Raw genomic sequence first — 14,146 nt, 5'->3', positions numbered from 1 at the left:
ATCAACCCAGGCGCCGGACCAGTTGCACTCCCTTGCGTAGCAAGGGAAGCAGCAGCCAGCACAGTGCCGCCCAGTTCGTCACGAAGGCGACCGGGATGGACAGCGTGAACATCACCACCACCGCTGTCACGAACTCGGTGCCGTTGTCGATCGCTTCGATCGGCGTGTTCGGCTTGAGCAACCCGTGCCGACGCAGGTCGGACAGGGCCAGCACCAGGAACAGCCCGGCCAACGCCTGATCGGCGGCGTACACCGTGAACTGCACCTGGAACGCGTCGACCTCGCTGGTCAGCAGCTTGGTCGTGAACGGCATCAGCACGATCATCAGCAGCCACAGCAGGTTCCAGCGGATCATCCGCCCGTCCAGCCCGGTGACGTACCGGAACAGCCGTTGGTGGATCAGCCAGTGCATGGCCACCGCCGCGAAGCTGATCAGGAACGCCACGTACTCGGCCGCGTGCTCGCCCAGGAACCCCAGCACCCCCGCGTTGCCGTGCACGCCCCGCTCGGCGTCGGCAACTCCAGGGCCAGCAGCGTGATGGCGATGGCGATCACCGCATCCGAGAAGTAGATCAGCCGTTCCGGGCCGGCGGCCTCGGCCGGCGCCGGCATGCGTGCGGCGGTCTCGGACATGGAGGGTTTCCCTTCGGATTGACGGTCCATAACTGGACGGTCCGAAGATAGACCGTCTGGCGGCGACCGTCAAGATGCGCGACGGCCGGTGTTCGGCTACCTCGATCGGGTGACCAGGTGGGGTCCGGTGGGCCGAGGGCCTGGTTCACTTGCCCTCATGACCTGGGGAACCCTTGCCGCTGCGGCGGTGCTCACGGCCGGCCTCGCCGCGCCGGCCGATGCCCTGCCGGCGCCGGTGTGGATGTGTCACGACACGTGCGGGCCGACGCAGGCTACGTACCCGGCAAGCCACGACCAAGTACCCCTCGACACCACGGATGTCACCGGGGGACCAGGCACCACGCAGTCGCCGAAGGTGGACTGCTTCTACGTCTATCCGACGGTGGACAACCTGCCGAACGTGGTGCCGGCGCCGTCGGACGAGGAGTTCGCGCAGTCGATCGCGCAGATGGGGATGTTCGGCGCGCGGTGCCGGATGTTCGCGCCGACGTACCGGCAGAAGACGCTGCCGGAGCTGGCGCTGTCGATGATCACGAAGATCCCGCCGGACTACTCGGTCGGCATCGGCGACGTGGAGCAGGCGTTCCAGAGCTACTGGGACCACGACAACATTGACCCGACCACTGGCAAGCGCCGGGGCGTGGTGCTGCTGGGGCACTCCCAGGGCGCGGCGGTGCTGGAGGCCCTACTCCAGCACAAGTTCGACAACAACTCGGAGATGCGGAAATACCTTGTCTCGGCTGTGTTGCTCGGCGGCCGAGTGGTGGTCCCGACCGGCCAGCCGGACGGGGGCGGCACCGACCCGAAGGCGACGTTCCAACACATCCCGGCCTGCGCGACGGCGACCCAGACGGCCTGCGTGGTGGCGTACTCCAGTTTCAAGCCTGGCGGCAAGGTGCCGGCCGACGCCGACATCGCGCGTGTGCCGAACGACCCTCAGCACCAGGTGCTGTGCGTGAACCCGGCGACGCTGCTCACCGGCTCCGCCAGCACGCCACTGGACTCGGTGATCTACACCCGCAAGCTGGTCGGCGGCAACGACCTCAACCAGTACGGCCGGATCAGCGGCCTCGGCCAGTCGCTGACGGTGCCGAACTACCCGACCGGCTTCGCCCGCTACCACGGCACGCTGACCGGCCAGTGCAAGCAGGCCATGGACGGCCAGACCACGGTGTCCTGGCTGGACATCACCGGCGGCGACAACCTGGTCGGCCCGCCGCAGTCCAACTTCTACGGCCTGCACGCGCTGGACTTCAACCTCACCGCCGGCGACCTCGACGAGCTCATCGGCCGGCAGGCCACGGCCTGGACGGCGGGTACGTAACTTCGCCGCCCGGACCCGATTACGTACCGGTCGCGGCGAGGTTCGACCCCACCATGAGTGGCATGGACGTGATCGCACGGGCGGAGAGCTGCTGGGGCATTCCCCACGGCGAGCACCACGAGGACGCCGTCACGCTCACCGAGCAGGCGGTGGCCGAGCTCAAGGACCGCGCGGCCCGGGAGCCGGACAACGCCGACCACAGCCAGCAGCTGTCGTGGGCGCTGATCAACCTGGCCCAGCTGCTGTCGGCCCGGCGCGAACTGGCCCGGGCCGACCAGGTGGCGCTGGAGAGCGTGGCGATCATGCGCAGGGCGCTGGCCCGATGACGGCCGCCCAGAACACGGGGGCACTGCTGGGCCTGCACCGGGCGGCGGCCACGCTGTCGGCCTACTCGGCGGCGGTCCAGCTGGGCCTGGTCGACCACATCGACCGCACGCCGGCCACCGTCGACGAGCTGGCGATGGCCTGCGGCGCAAGCGTTCGCGGGGTTCGAGTGGTGCTCGCGACGCTGGCCGACAGCGGCCTCGTGCAGCTGCGGGCCGACGGCCGCTACGAGCCGGCGACCGCCGGCCTGGCCTCGGTGCATTCGATGCTGCCCTGGCGCGACCAGGTCACCGACACGGTCCGTACCGGATTACCGGCCCGCGAGGCCGAGCGTGACGTGATCACGGTTCTGCTGCACGGCATGCGGACCGATGTCGTCGCCGAACTGCCGGCGGCCAAGCGCATCCTGGACGTCAGCGTGGACGGGGCGCCGTGCGGCACCACGCTGGCGGCCCGCGACCCGCAGGCCCGGGTCAGCGTGCTGGACGTGCCGGCCAACCGCCGCACCAGCTGCCGGCAGTTCGACTTCCTGCCCGGCGGCCTGTTCGACGCCCAGCCCGGCCCCGGCGAGTACGACCTGGTCGTGCTGTCCGGCGTCTGCCACCTGGTGGACGCCGACTGCGCGGCCGAGCTGATCCGCCGCTACGCGCCGGCCCTGCGGGCCGGCGGCACGCTGGCCGTGATCGACACGCTGGCCGGCTCGCAGGGCGCGGCCACGCATGAGCTGTCGCTGCTGCTCCGTACCCGCGGCGGCGTCATCCACGACCCGGCCGACTACCGCCGCTGGCTGGCCGACGCCGGCCTGACCGCGCTGCGCCGGGTGGATGTAGGCCGACAGCCGGCGCTGACCGTGCTGACCGGGCTCAAACCTTAGGCCGAGTGAGGCATACTCTGGCGCGTGGAGTCGAGGCTGGTCGGCCGGGAACGCGAGCTGGGGATCATCACCGCGGCGATCGACGCGGTCGCCGCGAACAACGGTCGCATGCTGCTGGTCTCCGGCCAGGCCGGCATCGGCAAGTCGCGGCTGGCGATCAGCTCGCTGCGGCTGGCCAAGGAGCGCGGCTTCACCGTGCTGATGGGCTCGGCCAGCCCGCTGCAGGCCGGCCTGGCCTACGCCCCGGTGGTCGAGGCGCTGCGCCGCCACCTCGGCACGCTGCCCGAGACCGAGTCGGCCGAGCTGCTGGCCGGCCTGCACGACATCGCCGGCCTGATCGCCGACTCCCGGCTGTCGCCGGCCCCGCCGACCGGTGATCCGGACCTGGAACGCACCCGGATGTTCGAGGCCGTGCTGCGCCTGGTCGAGCGGATCACGGCCGAGCGGCCCGCGTTTATCGTGGTGGACGACCTGCACTGGGCCGACCGTGGCACCATCGAACTGCTGCACTACCTGGGCCGGGGAGCAGGCGGCGCCGCCTGCTGTTGTGGTGTGGCTACCGCAGCGCCGAGCCGGGCGGTCCGCTGGCCGCGCTGGCCATGACCGTGCGGCGGGAGGAAGGAGTCGAACTGGCGCTGGAACCGTTGTCGGACAAGGCGGTCGGCGAGCTCGTCGGCGACCTGCTCGGCACGCCGCCACGGGCCGAGGTGCTGAGCCGGGTCACCGCCCGGGCCCAGGGTGTCCCGCTGTTCGTGACGGCGTTGGTCGGCGGCGGCGAGATCCCGGCCGGTCTGCCGGTGATCATCCGTGACGTGGTGCTGGATCGCTTGCAGCGCCTGGACGATCAGGCTCGGCGGCTGCTGGAGCTGATCGCCGTGGCCGGCACCGGATCGCCGCGTCTACTCCGTTCACTGTGGACGGAGGACGGCTTCGACACCGTGCTGCGCCAACTGTTCCAGCAGGGCCTGATCGAAGAGCTGGTGGACGGCCCGACCCTGAGCTACCGCGTGTCGCATCCGCTGTACGCCGAGGTGTCGTACGCGGAACTCACTGTGGGACAACGACGTTCGCTGCACGCCACCATCGCCGCCGCGCTGGACCGTACCGATGTGCTCAAGGCGGCCCCGCACTACCGCGACGCCGGCGATCTCGTCGACCCGGTACGAGCGTGTGAAGTCCTTGGCGCGGCAGGAAAGCGGGCCCTGGACGTGCATGACGCGCGCGAGGCCGTGAACTACCTCAGCGTCGCGCTGCACCATGCTGAATCGCTCGACCACGCCGAGATGATCCCGGACCTGATGGACGGCCTGGCCCGTGCCTTGCAGGCCAGCGGACGCCTCGACGATGCCGCGTCGATCTGGGATCACGCCGAGGCCATGGCCCTGAGCGAGGAAACCTGCTGCGGCAACGCGTTCTCGGCTACTACCGGTCGATGCTGGAGGCCGAGCGCGGCAACGTGCGCACGCCGATGCAGCCGGTGCAGTTCGAGTCCGAGGACCCGCCGATCGGGCTGATGGTGCACTGGCTGCTCGCCGTGCGGGCCAACGACCTGGACCGGGTGTGGTCGGTGCTGGACCGCATGATCGGCCTGACCGAGTACCAGGACACGCCCGAGGCCCGGGTGGTCGCGCACTTCGGGGCCAGTATCGCGGCCCGGGTCGGCGGCGACTACACGGCCGCCCACACGCAGAACCAGATCGCCGTCGAGGCGGCCGAGCAGATCGACGTCGAGTCGCGGGAACAGTACGGCTACGCGGTGAAACTCCAGCAGCCCGGCCTGCTGGTGCTGCGCGGCGACGTGCCGGCGGCGCTGCGGGCGACCGGCAATCCGGGCGCGCACCAGGTCCAGTTCTACCTGCCCGGCGCCGTGCAGTACGTGATCCAGATCCGCAGCTGGGTCCTCTACATCGCCGGCGACCTGCCGGCAGCGCTGGAGAATGCCGACGAGAGCGTGGCCGAGGCCGAGCGGACGGGGCAGGACCGGCTGGTCGGCCGGGCCCGCGCGGCGCGGGCGTTCCTGTTGGCGGAGAACGGGAATCTGGCCCGGGCCGAGCAGGACCTGAAGGTCGTCCGGGAGTGCTACGACGCCAGCCACGACGACCTCGTCATGGTCACCGACCTGGCCGAGACGGCGTACGCGCTGCGGACCGGGGCCAAGGTCGACGACACTGTGTTCATGCCGCTGCGCCCACTCGGCGATCACCTCGTCGATACGCTACGGGTCGCGTTCGCCGGGTACCTGGCCGTGGCACGCAAGGATAACGCCGCGGCCCTCCAGGTTCTGGGCTACCTCAAGGCCGGCGGTCGGACGTCGCCGTTCCTGGACGCGTTGGCCCAGCGGCAGGAAGAGCTGATGGCCGGCGAGGACGACCGGGCCGGCGAGCGGCTTGGTGCCATGGGGGCCACGCTGTCCGTGCCGAATCGCGGCACGCAGCCGTTGAGCCGGCGCGAGCGGGAGATCGTGCGGCTGGTCGGCCAGGGCCTGACCAACGGGCAGATCGCCGAGCAGCTGTTCCTGAGCGAGCGGACCATCGAGACCCACCTGCACAACAGCTACAAGAAGCTGCGGCTGAGCACGCGGCCGGCGCTCACCCGGTGGGCGCTTGAGCACGACGGCGACTGACCCGCAGCCGCCGGCAATCGATGGACCGGTCCAGCCCCGGCACGAACACGTTGACCACGGCCAGGTTCCGCGTTGTGTACTGCTCCCGTGCGTACGGCGTGAAACCCTTGCCGTGTAACAGCTCCACCAGCACGTCGAGGTGCTGGCGTGGCGTCGACGGGCCGCAGCTCGACACGAAGCCGACCGTCACAGCGTCACCCAACCGACACGCGAGGTTGGGTAGGGCGCGGTCGTCGGTCGTGGTCTGGACCTGGATCAGCTCGGTCAGCGCGCGACCGGCCGCGACCCGGCTGGACAGCGCCGCCGCACTGCCGCCCGCCGGCCGCCCGCCGGGCTCCGGCGCCTGGACCGCGTAGAAGGCCGGAACGTCCAGGTCGGAGGTCATGTCGATCAAGTGCACCGGCCGTCCGCAGCGGTCCGACGCGGCGGTCATCAGGTCGGCGAGGTCGTCGGGCAGCGTGGCCGGGTCGACCATCCGGAGCGGCCGCATGTGCTCGCCGGTCAGCTGGTCGGCCACGAGTTGGGCCAGCGCATCCCGCTCGACGGCTTCGTTGACCGCGTGCACCAGCGCCTCGGCCGCGTAGGAACCGGCGGCCCAGCCGGTGGCCTCGACACAGGGACCGGCGGCCGAGTAGTCGTAGAAGTCCTCCACGGTCAGCCGGGCCGACTCGCCGGGCTCGCGGCGGTACTCCGGAATGGTCAGGAACACCGGCACGTCCACCTCGGCGCTGCCGTCGAGCGCCTGGTAGCGCACGCAGCCCAGCTCACGGGCCGGGCCGTCGGCCAGCTTGGCGATGAGCGGATCCGACGCCAGCGGGCCGTGCGCGACCTCGTGCGCATCACGCAGCCGCACCTGCCGATTGCGCAGGCCGTCCAGCCCGCTCAGGTAGTGCTCCAGCGCCTCGAACAGGGCGCCGACCCGCGCGGACGCCCGGTCACCGCGGCCGTGGCCGTCGGCCGCCGGCCGGCAGCCGGCCGGCGAGCCGAGCGAGCACCGCCAGCTGCCCGGGTCGGCGTCGAGCAGCGGCGTGAACCTCGGGGTGAGGCCGAGCTCCCCGGCCGCCGCCAGGCCGCGCGCGAGCGCGGTGTCGAGCGGCAGGCCCCTCTCGGCCGGTACCGGCATCACGTGCACCGTCGACTCCGTCCTGCCCGCATACGACAACGCTGACATCGGTCCCGACTTTTACCAAGTGATGTAGTAAGCGCTGCTCAGCTTTCGGGTCGAACGGGCAGTGGTTGACGGGCCGCGCGGACACACCTCGGATGTTGACCAACTGGTTGGTCAGACAATGAGATCGCGTCGCACATCACCAGGTCACGGCCACAACCAGTGGTTGACACGCCCGGTGTCAACCCACCTCACCACGCGTACACCACCCACCCCCAACCGCACCCCCCATACGTCACATGCGGTCCGGATGTGACGTATAGAGGCAAGTACGACGCTCATGTGACGTTTGGGGGTGGGGGTTAGGCGGTGGGGCGGTAGAGGGCGGTGGTGACGGCGGGGTGGGGCGATCGGTTGGCCCATTCATGGGCGGCGACGAGATCACGTACGACGCCGGAGGGATCCTTCTTCAGTTGTGACGGCAAGGTGTGCACGACCATCACACCCGCGGCCGCCAACGCGGAGTGCCTGGTCATCGTTCGTTCGTAGTCCGAAGGAGCCAAGTGGAACTCCTTCGAGTCGATCTCCCAGGCCAGACCGACGTCCTCCCACCACGCGTCGACAATGGCGAGCCTGTGACCTGTGGCTGAGCGGAGTTCGACGTTCCACTCCGGTTCGGGTAGCGAGGTACGACGTACGAGCCGCCGCGCCCATGCCTCGGCTGCTGAACGCACACCGGCATTCACCTCATCCAGCACTGATCGAGGAACTGCGGTGCCACGCAGCCGCAAATGCCTGAGCTCTGTGGCCAGCGACTGGACGCAACAGGCGTCCCGTTGCACCGCGTCCGCGATCATGGCGCGAACGGTGTCGATTCGTTGTTCGCGACGGGCAGCGTCGACGAGGCACCGAGCGGGCTGGGCAATGGGAAAGCCGTCGACCATGCTCTGACGCCATGGCCGCTCGGTTCGTTCGACCAGGAGAAACGACTGGCTGCTGACGTGTTGGCCACCGGGCACCAACACATGGACGCGGAGCTCGTCGGGGAGCCTTCGGACGCCGTGCCGCCGCGCGCCTTCGACTCCTGTGACGACCGCAAGCGGTCCGGCGCGAAGCAGGGCAGCTCGGACGAGTTGTCGTCTGGACGGCGCGCCTCCGGTCAGCAGATATGTGCCGGTCAACAGTCTCGTCCAACCGCCGCCCGGGCGACACCGGCGAGAGGGCACGGCCTCGCCGACGCCGAGCTTGACGAGATCTCGCCACGTGGCGACAGCGTCGGGGAACCTTTCGGCGAGCAATGCGAAGTCGGTCTTGGAAAGTCGGGTCACCCACTCCATGGTCGGCATACCGGCCCTCGCCGCAACCATCCCCCCTCGCCCCTGTGGACAACTCCCTCAACCCACCGTCCCGTCCCATCCCCTGTGGACAACCCAAATGTCACATGCGCGTCATACTTGCCTCCCTGAGGCACATCCGGACCGCATGTGACGAAACTAGGGGCGGGCGCGGAGGCGGCGGAGCATGCGGGCGTCCTCGAAGCCGACGGTGTGGGCGGCGGTTTCCATGGTCGCGCCCAAGCCGATGAGGTGCTCGGCGCGCTCCACGCGCAGCAGTTGCTGGTAGCGCAGCGGCGTGAGCCCGGTGGCCCGAGTGAACAGGCGCGTCACGGTCCGCTCGCTGCACCCGACGGCCCGGGCCAGCTCGGCCAGCGGCAAGCGGGCGGTGTAGTGGCCGTCGATGTGGTCCTGGAGCCGGTGCACGGTGTCGTTCACGTGCGAACGATGCCGCAGCATGGCGCTGGCCTGGTGGTCATCGCCGTTGCGGCGGGCGTAGACGACCATCTCGCGGGCGATGCGGGCGGCGATGGCCGGCCCGTGGGCGCTGGCCACCAGGTGCAGCGCGAGGTCGATGCCGGAGGCGATGCCGGCCGAGGTGACGATCCGGCCGTCGATCACGTACAGCACATCGTGCACGACCTGGGCCTGCGGATACCGCTGCGCGAGCTCGTGCTGGAGCTCGTGATGGGTGGTGCAGCGCCGGCCGTCGAGCAGCCCGGCCCGGCCGAGGTGCTCGGCCCCGGAACAGACACTGGCCACGGTGCCGGGGAACTCCCGCAGCAGGGCCATCAGCGCCGGCCCGAGCCGTGGGGCCCGGCTCAGCCGGTCGCCGGCGCAGCCGGGCACCACGACCAGGTCGTCCGGGCCGAGCGCCGGGATCTCGGTCGCCGCCTGCACGGTCAGGCCCTGCGCGGTCCGCACGGTGTCGGTGTCGGCGAGGTAGCACAGCCGGTAGTCCAGGCCGTGCTTGGCCGCCGAGCCGAACACCTGCGCCGGCCCGGCCAGGTCGAGCAGGTGCAGGTTCCGCGTGAGCAGGAAGGCGACGATCGGCATGATCCGGTCAGCCTACGGCCAGCTCCGCGATGGTGCTGATGGTGGCGAACCGGCCGGCCAGCGCGTATTCGGTGCGCTCGATGATGTCCTCCACGCCGAGCTCGCCGACGCCGCTGCGGTGCGCGATGGGGAAGGTGGCCGTCGCCTCGGTCACGTACGTGACGTCGAAGCCGAGGTCGGCGGCGACGCGGGCGGTGGTCTCGCAGCACTGCTCGGTCTGGATGCCGCAGATCACCAGCTCGCGAATGCCTTGCTCGGTAAGGATCTGCTGGAGGTTGGTGGTGGTGAACGCGTTGCGGGAGGTCTTGGTCAGCGTCGGCTCACCGGCCGCCGGCTCGAGCCCGTCCATGAGCCGCACGTGGCCGCTCGCCGGGTCGAACGGGTTGCCGGTGCCGGGCTCGCTGTGCAGCACCCACACCACCAGGTCGCCGGCCCGGCGCGCGATGTCGACCAGCGTGGCGGACTTGGCCACGATGTCCGGAGTAGACACCCGGGCCCAGTTCTCCCGCCGGCGGAACGATTCCTGGACGTCGATGACGAGCAATGCCTTGGTCACGACGTCGATCGTGCCCGCCGGCCGGCCCGGCCGACAGGCACGGACTCGTCGTCGGGCGGAACGATCTGGTCAGCCGACCTGCCACATGCCGACCGAGGTCGTCTCGTCGATGTCGGAGGTGCGCACGGTCAGCGCGACCTGCCACACGCCGGGCAGCGGGATCTGCGCTTCGGCCGCCCGGTAGCGGCCCCGGCCGACATGCTTCATGTCGATCTTCAGCGGGCCGACGTTGCGCTCCTTCAGCGTCAGCGCGACGGTCAGCTCCGGCACATCCTCGGCCGTGCCGCCCTGGTCCTCGACCGTGACGTCCAGCAGGTTGGGGCCGGTGCGGGCCGGCGTGATGTAGACCTTGAGATTGCCCTTGCCGCCCGCGCCGCCGGTGTCGAACGGCAGCGTCTGGCCGTCCGGCGTGGCCTGCACGACCGGCGTGGTCGCGGCTTCGGCCGTACGCGCCGGCTCGGCGTTGACCAGGGCCGCGGTCAGCCCGAGCACGATCACCGCGCCGGCCGTCTCGATCAGCACCGGCCGCCGCAGCTTGCCGATGTGCGTGCGGACCCACTGCCGGGAGAAGTACGCGGCGGCCAGCACGGCCAGCACACCGGCGATCTTGAGCAGCAGCAGCCGGCCGTACTCGGTGTCCACGAAGCCGGCCCAGCTGCCCAGCTGCCGCCAGCTCTGGTACGTCCCGGTCGCCACCAGCACACCGACGCACAGGAACGCGACCTGAGAGAACCGCTGCACTGCCTCCTGCGGCGGCTTGGCCCGCCACAACACGACCAGTCCGCCGAGCCAGACGCCCATGGCGTCCAGGTGCAGCACGTCGACCGGCAGTGCCAGTTCGGACTGCAAGCCGGCGGCCGCGTGCCCGGACATCGACCACGTCCAGGCCAGGCCGTTCAGCAGGACCACGCCGAGACCGCCGAGCACCGCCCGGCGGTTCGGGGTCCACTCTTGCGTGGCCAGGATCTCGCCGATGTACGGGGCGGCCAGGGCCAGCAACACGATCCGCACGATCACGCCCGTGCCCAGCGCAATGTCCAATGTGGACGAGAACAGCTGACCGTCGAACAGCCGGTCAAGGCCGGCCCCGGCGCCGTAAGGGCCTTGCAGCAGCGCGCCGGCCACGGTGGCCAGCAACAACGTCAGCCACGATCCGCCGATCAGCCGGCGAACACTGCGTCGGGTGGAACCGCTCGGCCAGCACCAGAACACGAAGGCAACGGCCCCGATCAACAGCGCGAACGAGGCGTATTCGAGGCCACGGGCCGTCCAGTACACAATGGACACTGTCAGGCTGCCCGACGAGGGAGCGGCCACCGGTGCGGCGGCCGAGGCGTGGCCGACGGAGAACGTGAAGGCGCCGGAGATCGGGTGCGAGTCGGCCGAGACCACGTGCCAGGAGACCGTGTACGTGCCCTCGGCCGTCGAATTCATCGACACGCCAACGTTGTTGCCGTCACCGCCCAGGTGGTCGGCCTTGCCGTCGTCGGCCGACTTGCCGTCCGGCGCGATCACGTGCACGCCGTCCGGCTCGATCTGCACGGCCTCGCCGAACGTCAGCGTCACCCGGGTCGGCGCGGACTGCACCAGCGATCCGTTGGACGGCGTGGTCGATTCCAGCACGGCGTGCGCAGACGCCTGGCCGGCGGTCGCGGCCATCGCCGCGAACACACCGGCCAGGATCAGTAAGAACGCCCTCATTCGGCGGTTCGCCCCCGGCGCAGCGCCAGCACCGCCAGCGCCCCGGCGGCCAGGCCGATCACGATGCCCGCGATGCCGAACACCAGCGGCAGCGACGAACTGTCCTCAGTGGACTTCGACGCCGTCGGGGTCACGGCCGCCGTGGTCGCCTTCGGCGACAGCTTCACCGTCGGGGCCGGGTGGTCGGCCTCCGCGCCGGTGTCGATCCACCGCACCACGTCGCCGTTGTCGTAGGTCTGCACCGCCTTGAACACCAGCGAATCCGTGTCGGTCGGCAGCGGGCCGAGCGACACCTCGAACTCGGCGAAGGTGTCCGGCGTGATCTTGCCGCCGGTCCAGGTGATCTTGGAGACGACCTCGGCCACCTCGCCGTCGTCCGACTTCAGCGGCTTGGCCGGCTTGGCCTTGTCGACCTGGACCGTCCAGCCCGGCACGTCCTTCGTCTCCACCGAGGCCACCGGATGGTCGGCCGGGAAGGTGACCTCGAGCTTCGTCGTGGAGGCCTTGTCCTCTTCGTTGGGCACCCGGAAGGCGATCTTCGTGTAGCTGCCCTGCGTCGCGGTGTTCGGCTGCGCCGTCACGTGCGCCGCCGCGCTGCCCGTCGCCGCGAGCAGTCCGCCGACCACGATCGTGCCCAGCACGCCGAGCCGCTTCGCTGTCCTCATCGGGAACCTCCATGTCTTGCGGGCCTGTGCCCTACCGGTCGTTCCCGAGCCGGCATTAGTTCCCAGCAGTGCCACCAGAATCAGGCCGACCGCCAGTGGGATGTGCGTCACCAGCCGACTCCAGCCCACCGCGTGCGCCCCGAGGTCGAACGTCGACACCAGCACCAGCACGCCCACCACGCTGCCCAACAGCGGCAACTGCGCCCGGGCCCGGCGTGGATCCACCGCCACCACCCCGAGCACCACCCCCAGCGCGAAGTTGAAGGCCGAGGTCTCGTGGTCCATGTGGCCGGCCATCATCATCGGGTCGTCCCGACCGAGCAGCTCCACCACCGCCACGACGGCTTGCGCCACCGCCGCCAACACCAGCCCCACGCGCACCAAGAGATAAGGAAGAGAGAACCGCGCCCGGCCAGCAGGCTCTGCTGTCACCTCCGCCGGCGACAACGCAGCCTGCCCGAGGGCAGCAACCTGGTCGGGGGAGAGGCCGGTGGGCGGCAGGATCGCGCGCCGAAGCACCTCGTCGGCCAGATCCCGCTCCTCGCCGGCCGGCGAGAGCGCGGTGAGCCGGTTGATCCGGGCCGCCCGGTCCTGCCAGCCCGCGCAGGCGTGACAGCCCTGCACGTGCCGGTCCACGTCCGTCATGGCCACGCCGGGGACGGCCTCCCCGTCCATGGCCGCCGAGAGCGCCTCGCGCGCGATGCCGCAGTCCACGTTCAGCCAGGTCGTCGGCCGGCGCGGGAAAGTTCCCGTGAACCTGACAGTAACCACTGGCGTATCTGCTGGACGTGGACGCCGAGATCACCCAGTTCGCCCTGGCCGCGCAGCGCGGCGACCGGGCGGCTGCCGCCGAGTTCGTCCGTTCGACGCAGCGGCAGCTGCGCCGATTGATGGCCTACCTCGGCGACCCGGGCCAGGCCGACGACCTCGCGCAGGAGACCTACCTCAGGGCGTTCGCGGCGCTGCCCCGCTACGAGGGCCGCTCGCCGGCCCGCATGTGGCTGCTGGCCATCGCCCGCCGCGTGGCGGCCGACCACGTCCGCACGGCGCAGCGCTCACCCCGTACGACCAGCGCCGACAGCTGGCTGGACGTCGAGGTCGCGGGCCCGGAGGGCCTGGTGGCGCTGCGGGCGGCGATCGACGCCCTGGACCCGGAGCGGCGAGAGGCGTTCGTGCTGACCCGCGTGGTCGGCCTGTCCTACGCGGAGGCGGCCGAGGTCTGCGACTGCCCGGTCGGCACGATCCGGTCCCGGGTGTTCCGCGCCCGGACCGAACTGGTCGACGCCCTCGACACCCGGCTGGAGATCGCCCGCTAGATCTCGGCCAACCGCATTCCCGGGTAGCGTTGCCGCCATTGGCCGATCTCGGGGAGAAAACATGGCGATCTACGCGCTCGGCGACCTCGTGCCCACGATCCACCCGGAAGCCTTCGTGCACCCGGACGCCACGATCATCGGCGATGTGCGGATCGGCGCGTACGCCTCGGTGTGGCCGCAGACGGTGCTGCGTGGTGATGACGGATACATCGAGATCGGCGAGTACTCGAACGTCCAGGACGGTTGCGTGCTGCACACGACGTCGATCACGCCGACCATTCTCGGCCCGTCCTCGGCGATCGGCCATGCTGTGCACGTGGAAGGCGCGCGGATCGGCACCGGCTGCCTCATCGCCTCGGGCTCGGTCGTGCTCAACGGCTGCGTCATCGAGGACGGCGCCATGGTCGGCGCGGGGGCGGTGCTTTCCTACGGCGTGACCGTGCCGTCCGGGCACATCGCCCTCGGCGTGCCCGCCAAGATCAGGGAGAACGTGTCCTTCGGGCCCGACAAGATCCGGTTCGTCGTCGACAACTACGTGGATCGGGCCAAGCGATTCCGCGGCGAACTCCGGCCGCTCTGACCTCGTTTTCCGGTATTCGAAATCGAATTGTTGTTGTCGTGGGAATTGGCTG

The 14,146-nt window shown here is 70.4% G+C and carries 16 protein-coding genes; 8 read left to right on the top strand and 8 right to left on the bottom strand.

Going from position 1 to position 14,146, the window contains the following annotated elements:
• Position 1: 1 nt before the first annotated feature.
• Both M3Q35_RS18440 and M3Q35_RS18435 read right to left on the bottom strand, forming a co-directional pair.
• Positions 2 to 499, bottom strand: coding sequence for a TMEM175 family protein (locus tag M3Q35_RS18440; protein WP_273943106.1), 498 nt, complete (start codon positions 497 to 499; stop codon positions 2 to 4).
• Complete coding sequence (locus tag M3Q35_RS18435; RefSeq protein ID WP_273943105.1) at positions 433 to 633, bottom strand: TMEM175 family protein; 201 nt, start codon at positions 631 to 633, stop codon at positions 433 to 435. Before M3Q35_RS18435 ends, M3Q35_RS18440 begins: the two co-directional genes overlap by 67 nt.
• A 157-nt stretch (positions 634 to 790) precedes the next feature.
• Between M3Q35_RS18435 and M3Q35_RS18430 the strand changes: the two genes are divergently transcribed.
• From M3Q35_RS18430 to M3Q35_RS18405, 6 genes are all read left to right on the top strand, one after another.
• Positions 791 to 1,957, top strand: coding sequence for a DUF3089 domain-containing protein (locus tag M3Q35_RS18430; protein WP_273943104.1), 1,167 nt, complete (start codon positions 791 to 793; stop codon positions 1,955 to 1,957).
• Positions 1,958 to 2,019: 62 nt separating this feature from the next.
• Positions 2,020 to 2,283, top strand: a complete 264-nt coding sequence (locus M3Q35_RS18425) for a hypothetical protein (protein WP_273943103.1) — start codon at positions 2,020 to 2,022, stop codon at positions 2,281 to 2,283.
• Entirely contained in the window at positions 2,280 to 3,155 is an 876-nt protein-coding gene (locus tag M3Q35_RS18420; RefSeq protein ID WP_273943102.1) for a methyltransferase family protein, read from the top strand. Before M3Q35_RS18425 ends, M3Q35_RS18420 begins: the two co-directional genes overlap by 4 nt.
• Before the next feature lie 24 nt (positions 3,156 to 3,179).
• Positions 3,180 to 3,758, top strand: a complete 579-nt coding sequence (locus M3Q35_RS18415; RefSeq protein WP_273943101.1) for an AAA family ATPase — start codon at positions 3,180 to 3,182, stop codon at positions 3,756 to 3,758.
• Entirely contained in the window at positions 3,701 to 4,669 is a 969-nt protein-coding gene (locus M3Q35_RS18410) for an ATP-binding protein (protein ID WP_273943100.1), read from the top strand. Before M3Q35_RS18415 ends, M3Q35_RS18410 begins: the two co-directional genes overlap by 58 nt.
• Entirely contained in the window at positions 4,588 to 5,778 is a 1,191-nt protein-coding gene (locus tag M3Q35_RS18405; RefSeq protein ID WP_273943099.1) for a helix-turn-helix transcriptional regulator, read from the top strand. Before M3Q35_RS18410 ends, M3Q35_RS18405 begins: the two co-directional genes overlap by 82 nt.
• On the opposite strand, the gene M3Q35_RS18400 is transcribed toward M3Q35_RS18405, so the two are convergent.
• The 6 genes from M3Q35_RS18400 to M3Q35_RS18375 all read right to left on the bottom strand — a co-directional run bounded on the left by M3Q35_RS18400 (position 5,744) and on the right by M3Q35_RS18375 (position 12,969).
• Complete coding sequence (locus tag M3Q35_RS18400) at positions 5,744 to 6,901, bottom strand: YcaO-like family protein (RefSeq protein ID WP_273943097.1); 1,158 nt, start codon at positions 6,899 to 6,901, stop codon at positions 5,744 to 5,746. The genes M3Q35_RS18405 and M3Q35_RS18400 overlap by 35 nt on opposite strands.
• Before the next feature lie 347 nt (positions 6,902 to 7,248).
• Entirely contained in the window at positions 7,249 to 8,223 is a 975-nt protein-coding gene (locus M3Q35_RS18395) for a hypothetical protein (protein WP_273943096.1), read from the bottom strand.
• 156 nt (positions 8,224 to 8,379) lie between these two features.
• Complete coding sequence (locus M3Q35_RS18390; protein ID WP_273943094.1) at positions 8,380 to 9,276, bottom strand: GlxA family transcriptional regulator; 897 nt, start codon at positions 9,274 to 9,276, stop codon at positions 8,380 to 8,382.
• 7 nt (positions 9,277 to 9,283) lie between these two features.
• Positions 9,284 to 9,832 carry a cysteine hydrolase family protein gene (locus tag M3Q35_RS18385; protein WP_273943093.1) on the bottom strand — a complete coding sequence of 183 codons (549 nt, stop codon included), beginning with the start codon at positions 9,830 to 9,832 and terminating at the stop codon, positions 9,284 to 9,286.
• 69 nt (positions 9,833 to 9,901) lie between these two features.
• Positions 9,902 to 11,533, bottom strand: a complete 1,632-nt coding sequence (locus M3Q35_RS18380; RefSeq protein WP_273943092.1) for a copper resistance CopC/CopD family protein — start codon at positions 11,531 to 11,533, stop codon at positions 9,902 to 9,904.
• Positions 11,530 to 12,969: a DUF1775 domain-containing protein gene (locus tag M3Q35_RS18375; RefSeq protein ID WP_273943091.1), complete on the bottom strand. Its 1,440-nt coding sequence runs from the start codon at positions 12,967 to 12,969 to the stop codon at positions 11,530 to 11,532. Before M3Q35_RS18375 ends, M3Q35_RS18380 begins: the two co-directional genes overlap by 4 nt.
• Positions 12,970 to 12,986: 17 nt before the next feature.
• Here M3Q35_RS18375 and M3Q35_RS18370 point away from each other — a divergent pair, with 17 nt between their 5' ends.
• Positions 12,987 to 13,514 (top strand): sigma-70 family RNA polymerase sigma factor, encoded by a 528-nt coding sequence (locus tag M3Q35_RS18370; RefSeq protein ID WP_379793949.1) that lies wholly within the window; start codon positions 12,987 to 12,989, stop codon positions 13,512 to 13,514.
• Between the two features lie 61 nt (positions 13,515 to 13,575).
• Positions 13,576 to 14,094, top strand: a complete 519-nt coding sequence (locus M3Q35_RS18365) for a gamma carbonic anhydrase family protein (RefSeq protein WP_273943090.1) — start codon at positions 13,576 to 13,578, stop codon at positions 14,092 to 14,094.
• Positions 14,095 to 14,146: the final 52 nt, after the last annotated feature.

This window comes from Kutzneria chonburiensis, from assembly GCF_028622115.1.
Classification (GTDB): domain Bacteria; phylum Actinomycetota; class Actinomycetes; order Mycobacteriales; family Pseudonocardiaceae; genus Kutzneria; species Kutzneria chonburiensis.
The sequence above is the reverse complement of the archived record's forward strand: the minus strand, read 5'-3'. Positions and strand labels throughout refer to the sequence as shown.

What these genes read in the sequence shown, in the direction of transcription:
- M3Q35_RS18435 (WP_273943105.1), bottom strand. Translation starts at nt 633, where the DNA reads ATGTCCGAGACCGCCGCACGCATGCCGGCGCCGGCCGAGGCCGCCGGC.
- M3Q35_RS18430 (WP_273943104.1), top strand. Translation starts at nt 791, where the DNA reads ATGACCTGGGGAACCCTTGCCGCTGCGGCGGTGCTCACGGCCGGCCTC.
- M3Q35_RS18425 (WP_273943103.1), top strand. Translation starts at nt 2,020, where the DNA reads ATGGACGTGATCGCACGGGCGGAGAGCTGCTGGGGCATTCCCCACGGC.
- M3Q35_RS18420 (WP_273943102.1), top strand. Translation starts at nt 2,280, where the DNA reads ATGACGGCCGCCCAGAACACGGGGGCACTGCTGGGCCTGCACCGGGCG.
- M3Q35_RS18405 (WP_273943099.1), top strand. Translation starts at nt 4,588, where the DNA reads ATGCTGGAGGCCGAGCGCGGCAACGTGCGCACGCCGATGCAGCCGGTG.
- M3Q35_RS18400 (WP_273943097.1), bottom strand. Translation starts at nt 6,901, where the DNA reads ATGCCGGTACCGGCCGAGAGGGGCCTGCCGCTCGACACCGCGCTCGCG.
- M3Q35_RS18395 (WP_273943096.1), bottom strand. Translation starts at nt 8,223, where the DNA reads ATGGAGTGGGTGACCCGACTTTCCAAGACCGACTTCGCATTGCTCGCC.
- M3Q35_RS18390 (WP_273943094.1), bottom strand. Translation starts at nt 9,276, where the DNA reads ATGCCGATCGTCGCCTTCCTGCTCACGCGGAACCTGCACCTGCTCGAC.
- M3Q35_RS18380 (WP_273943092.1), bottom strand. Translation starts at nt 11,533, where the DNA reads ATGAGGGCGTTCTTACTGATCCTGGCCGGTGTGTTCGCGGCGATGGCC.
- M3Q35_RS18365 (WP_273943090.1), top strand. Translation starts at nt 13,576, where the DNA reads ATGGCGATCTACGCGCTCGGCGACCTCGTGCCCACGATCCACCCGGAA.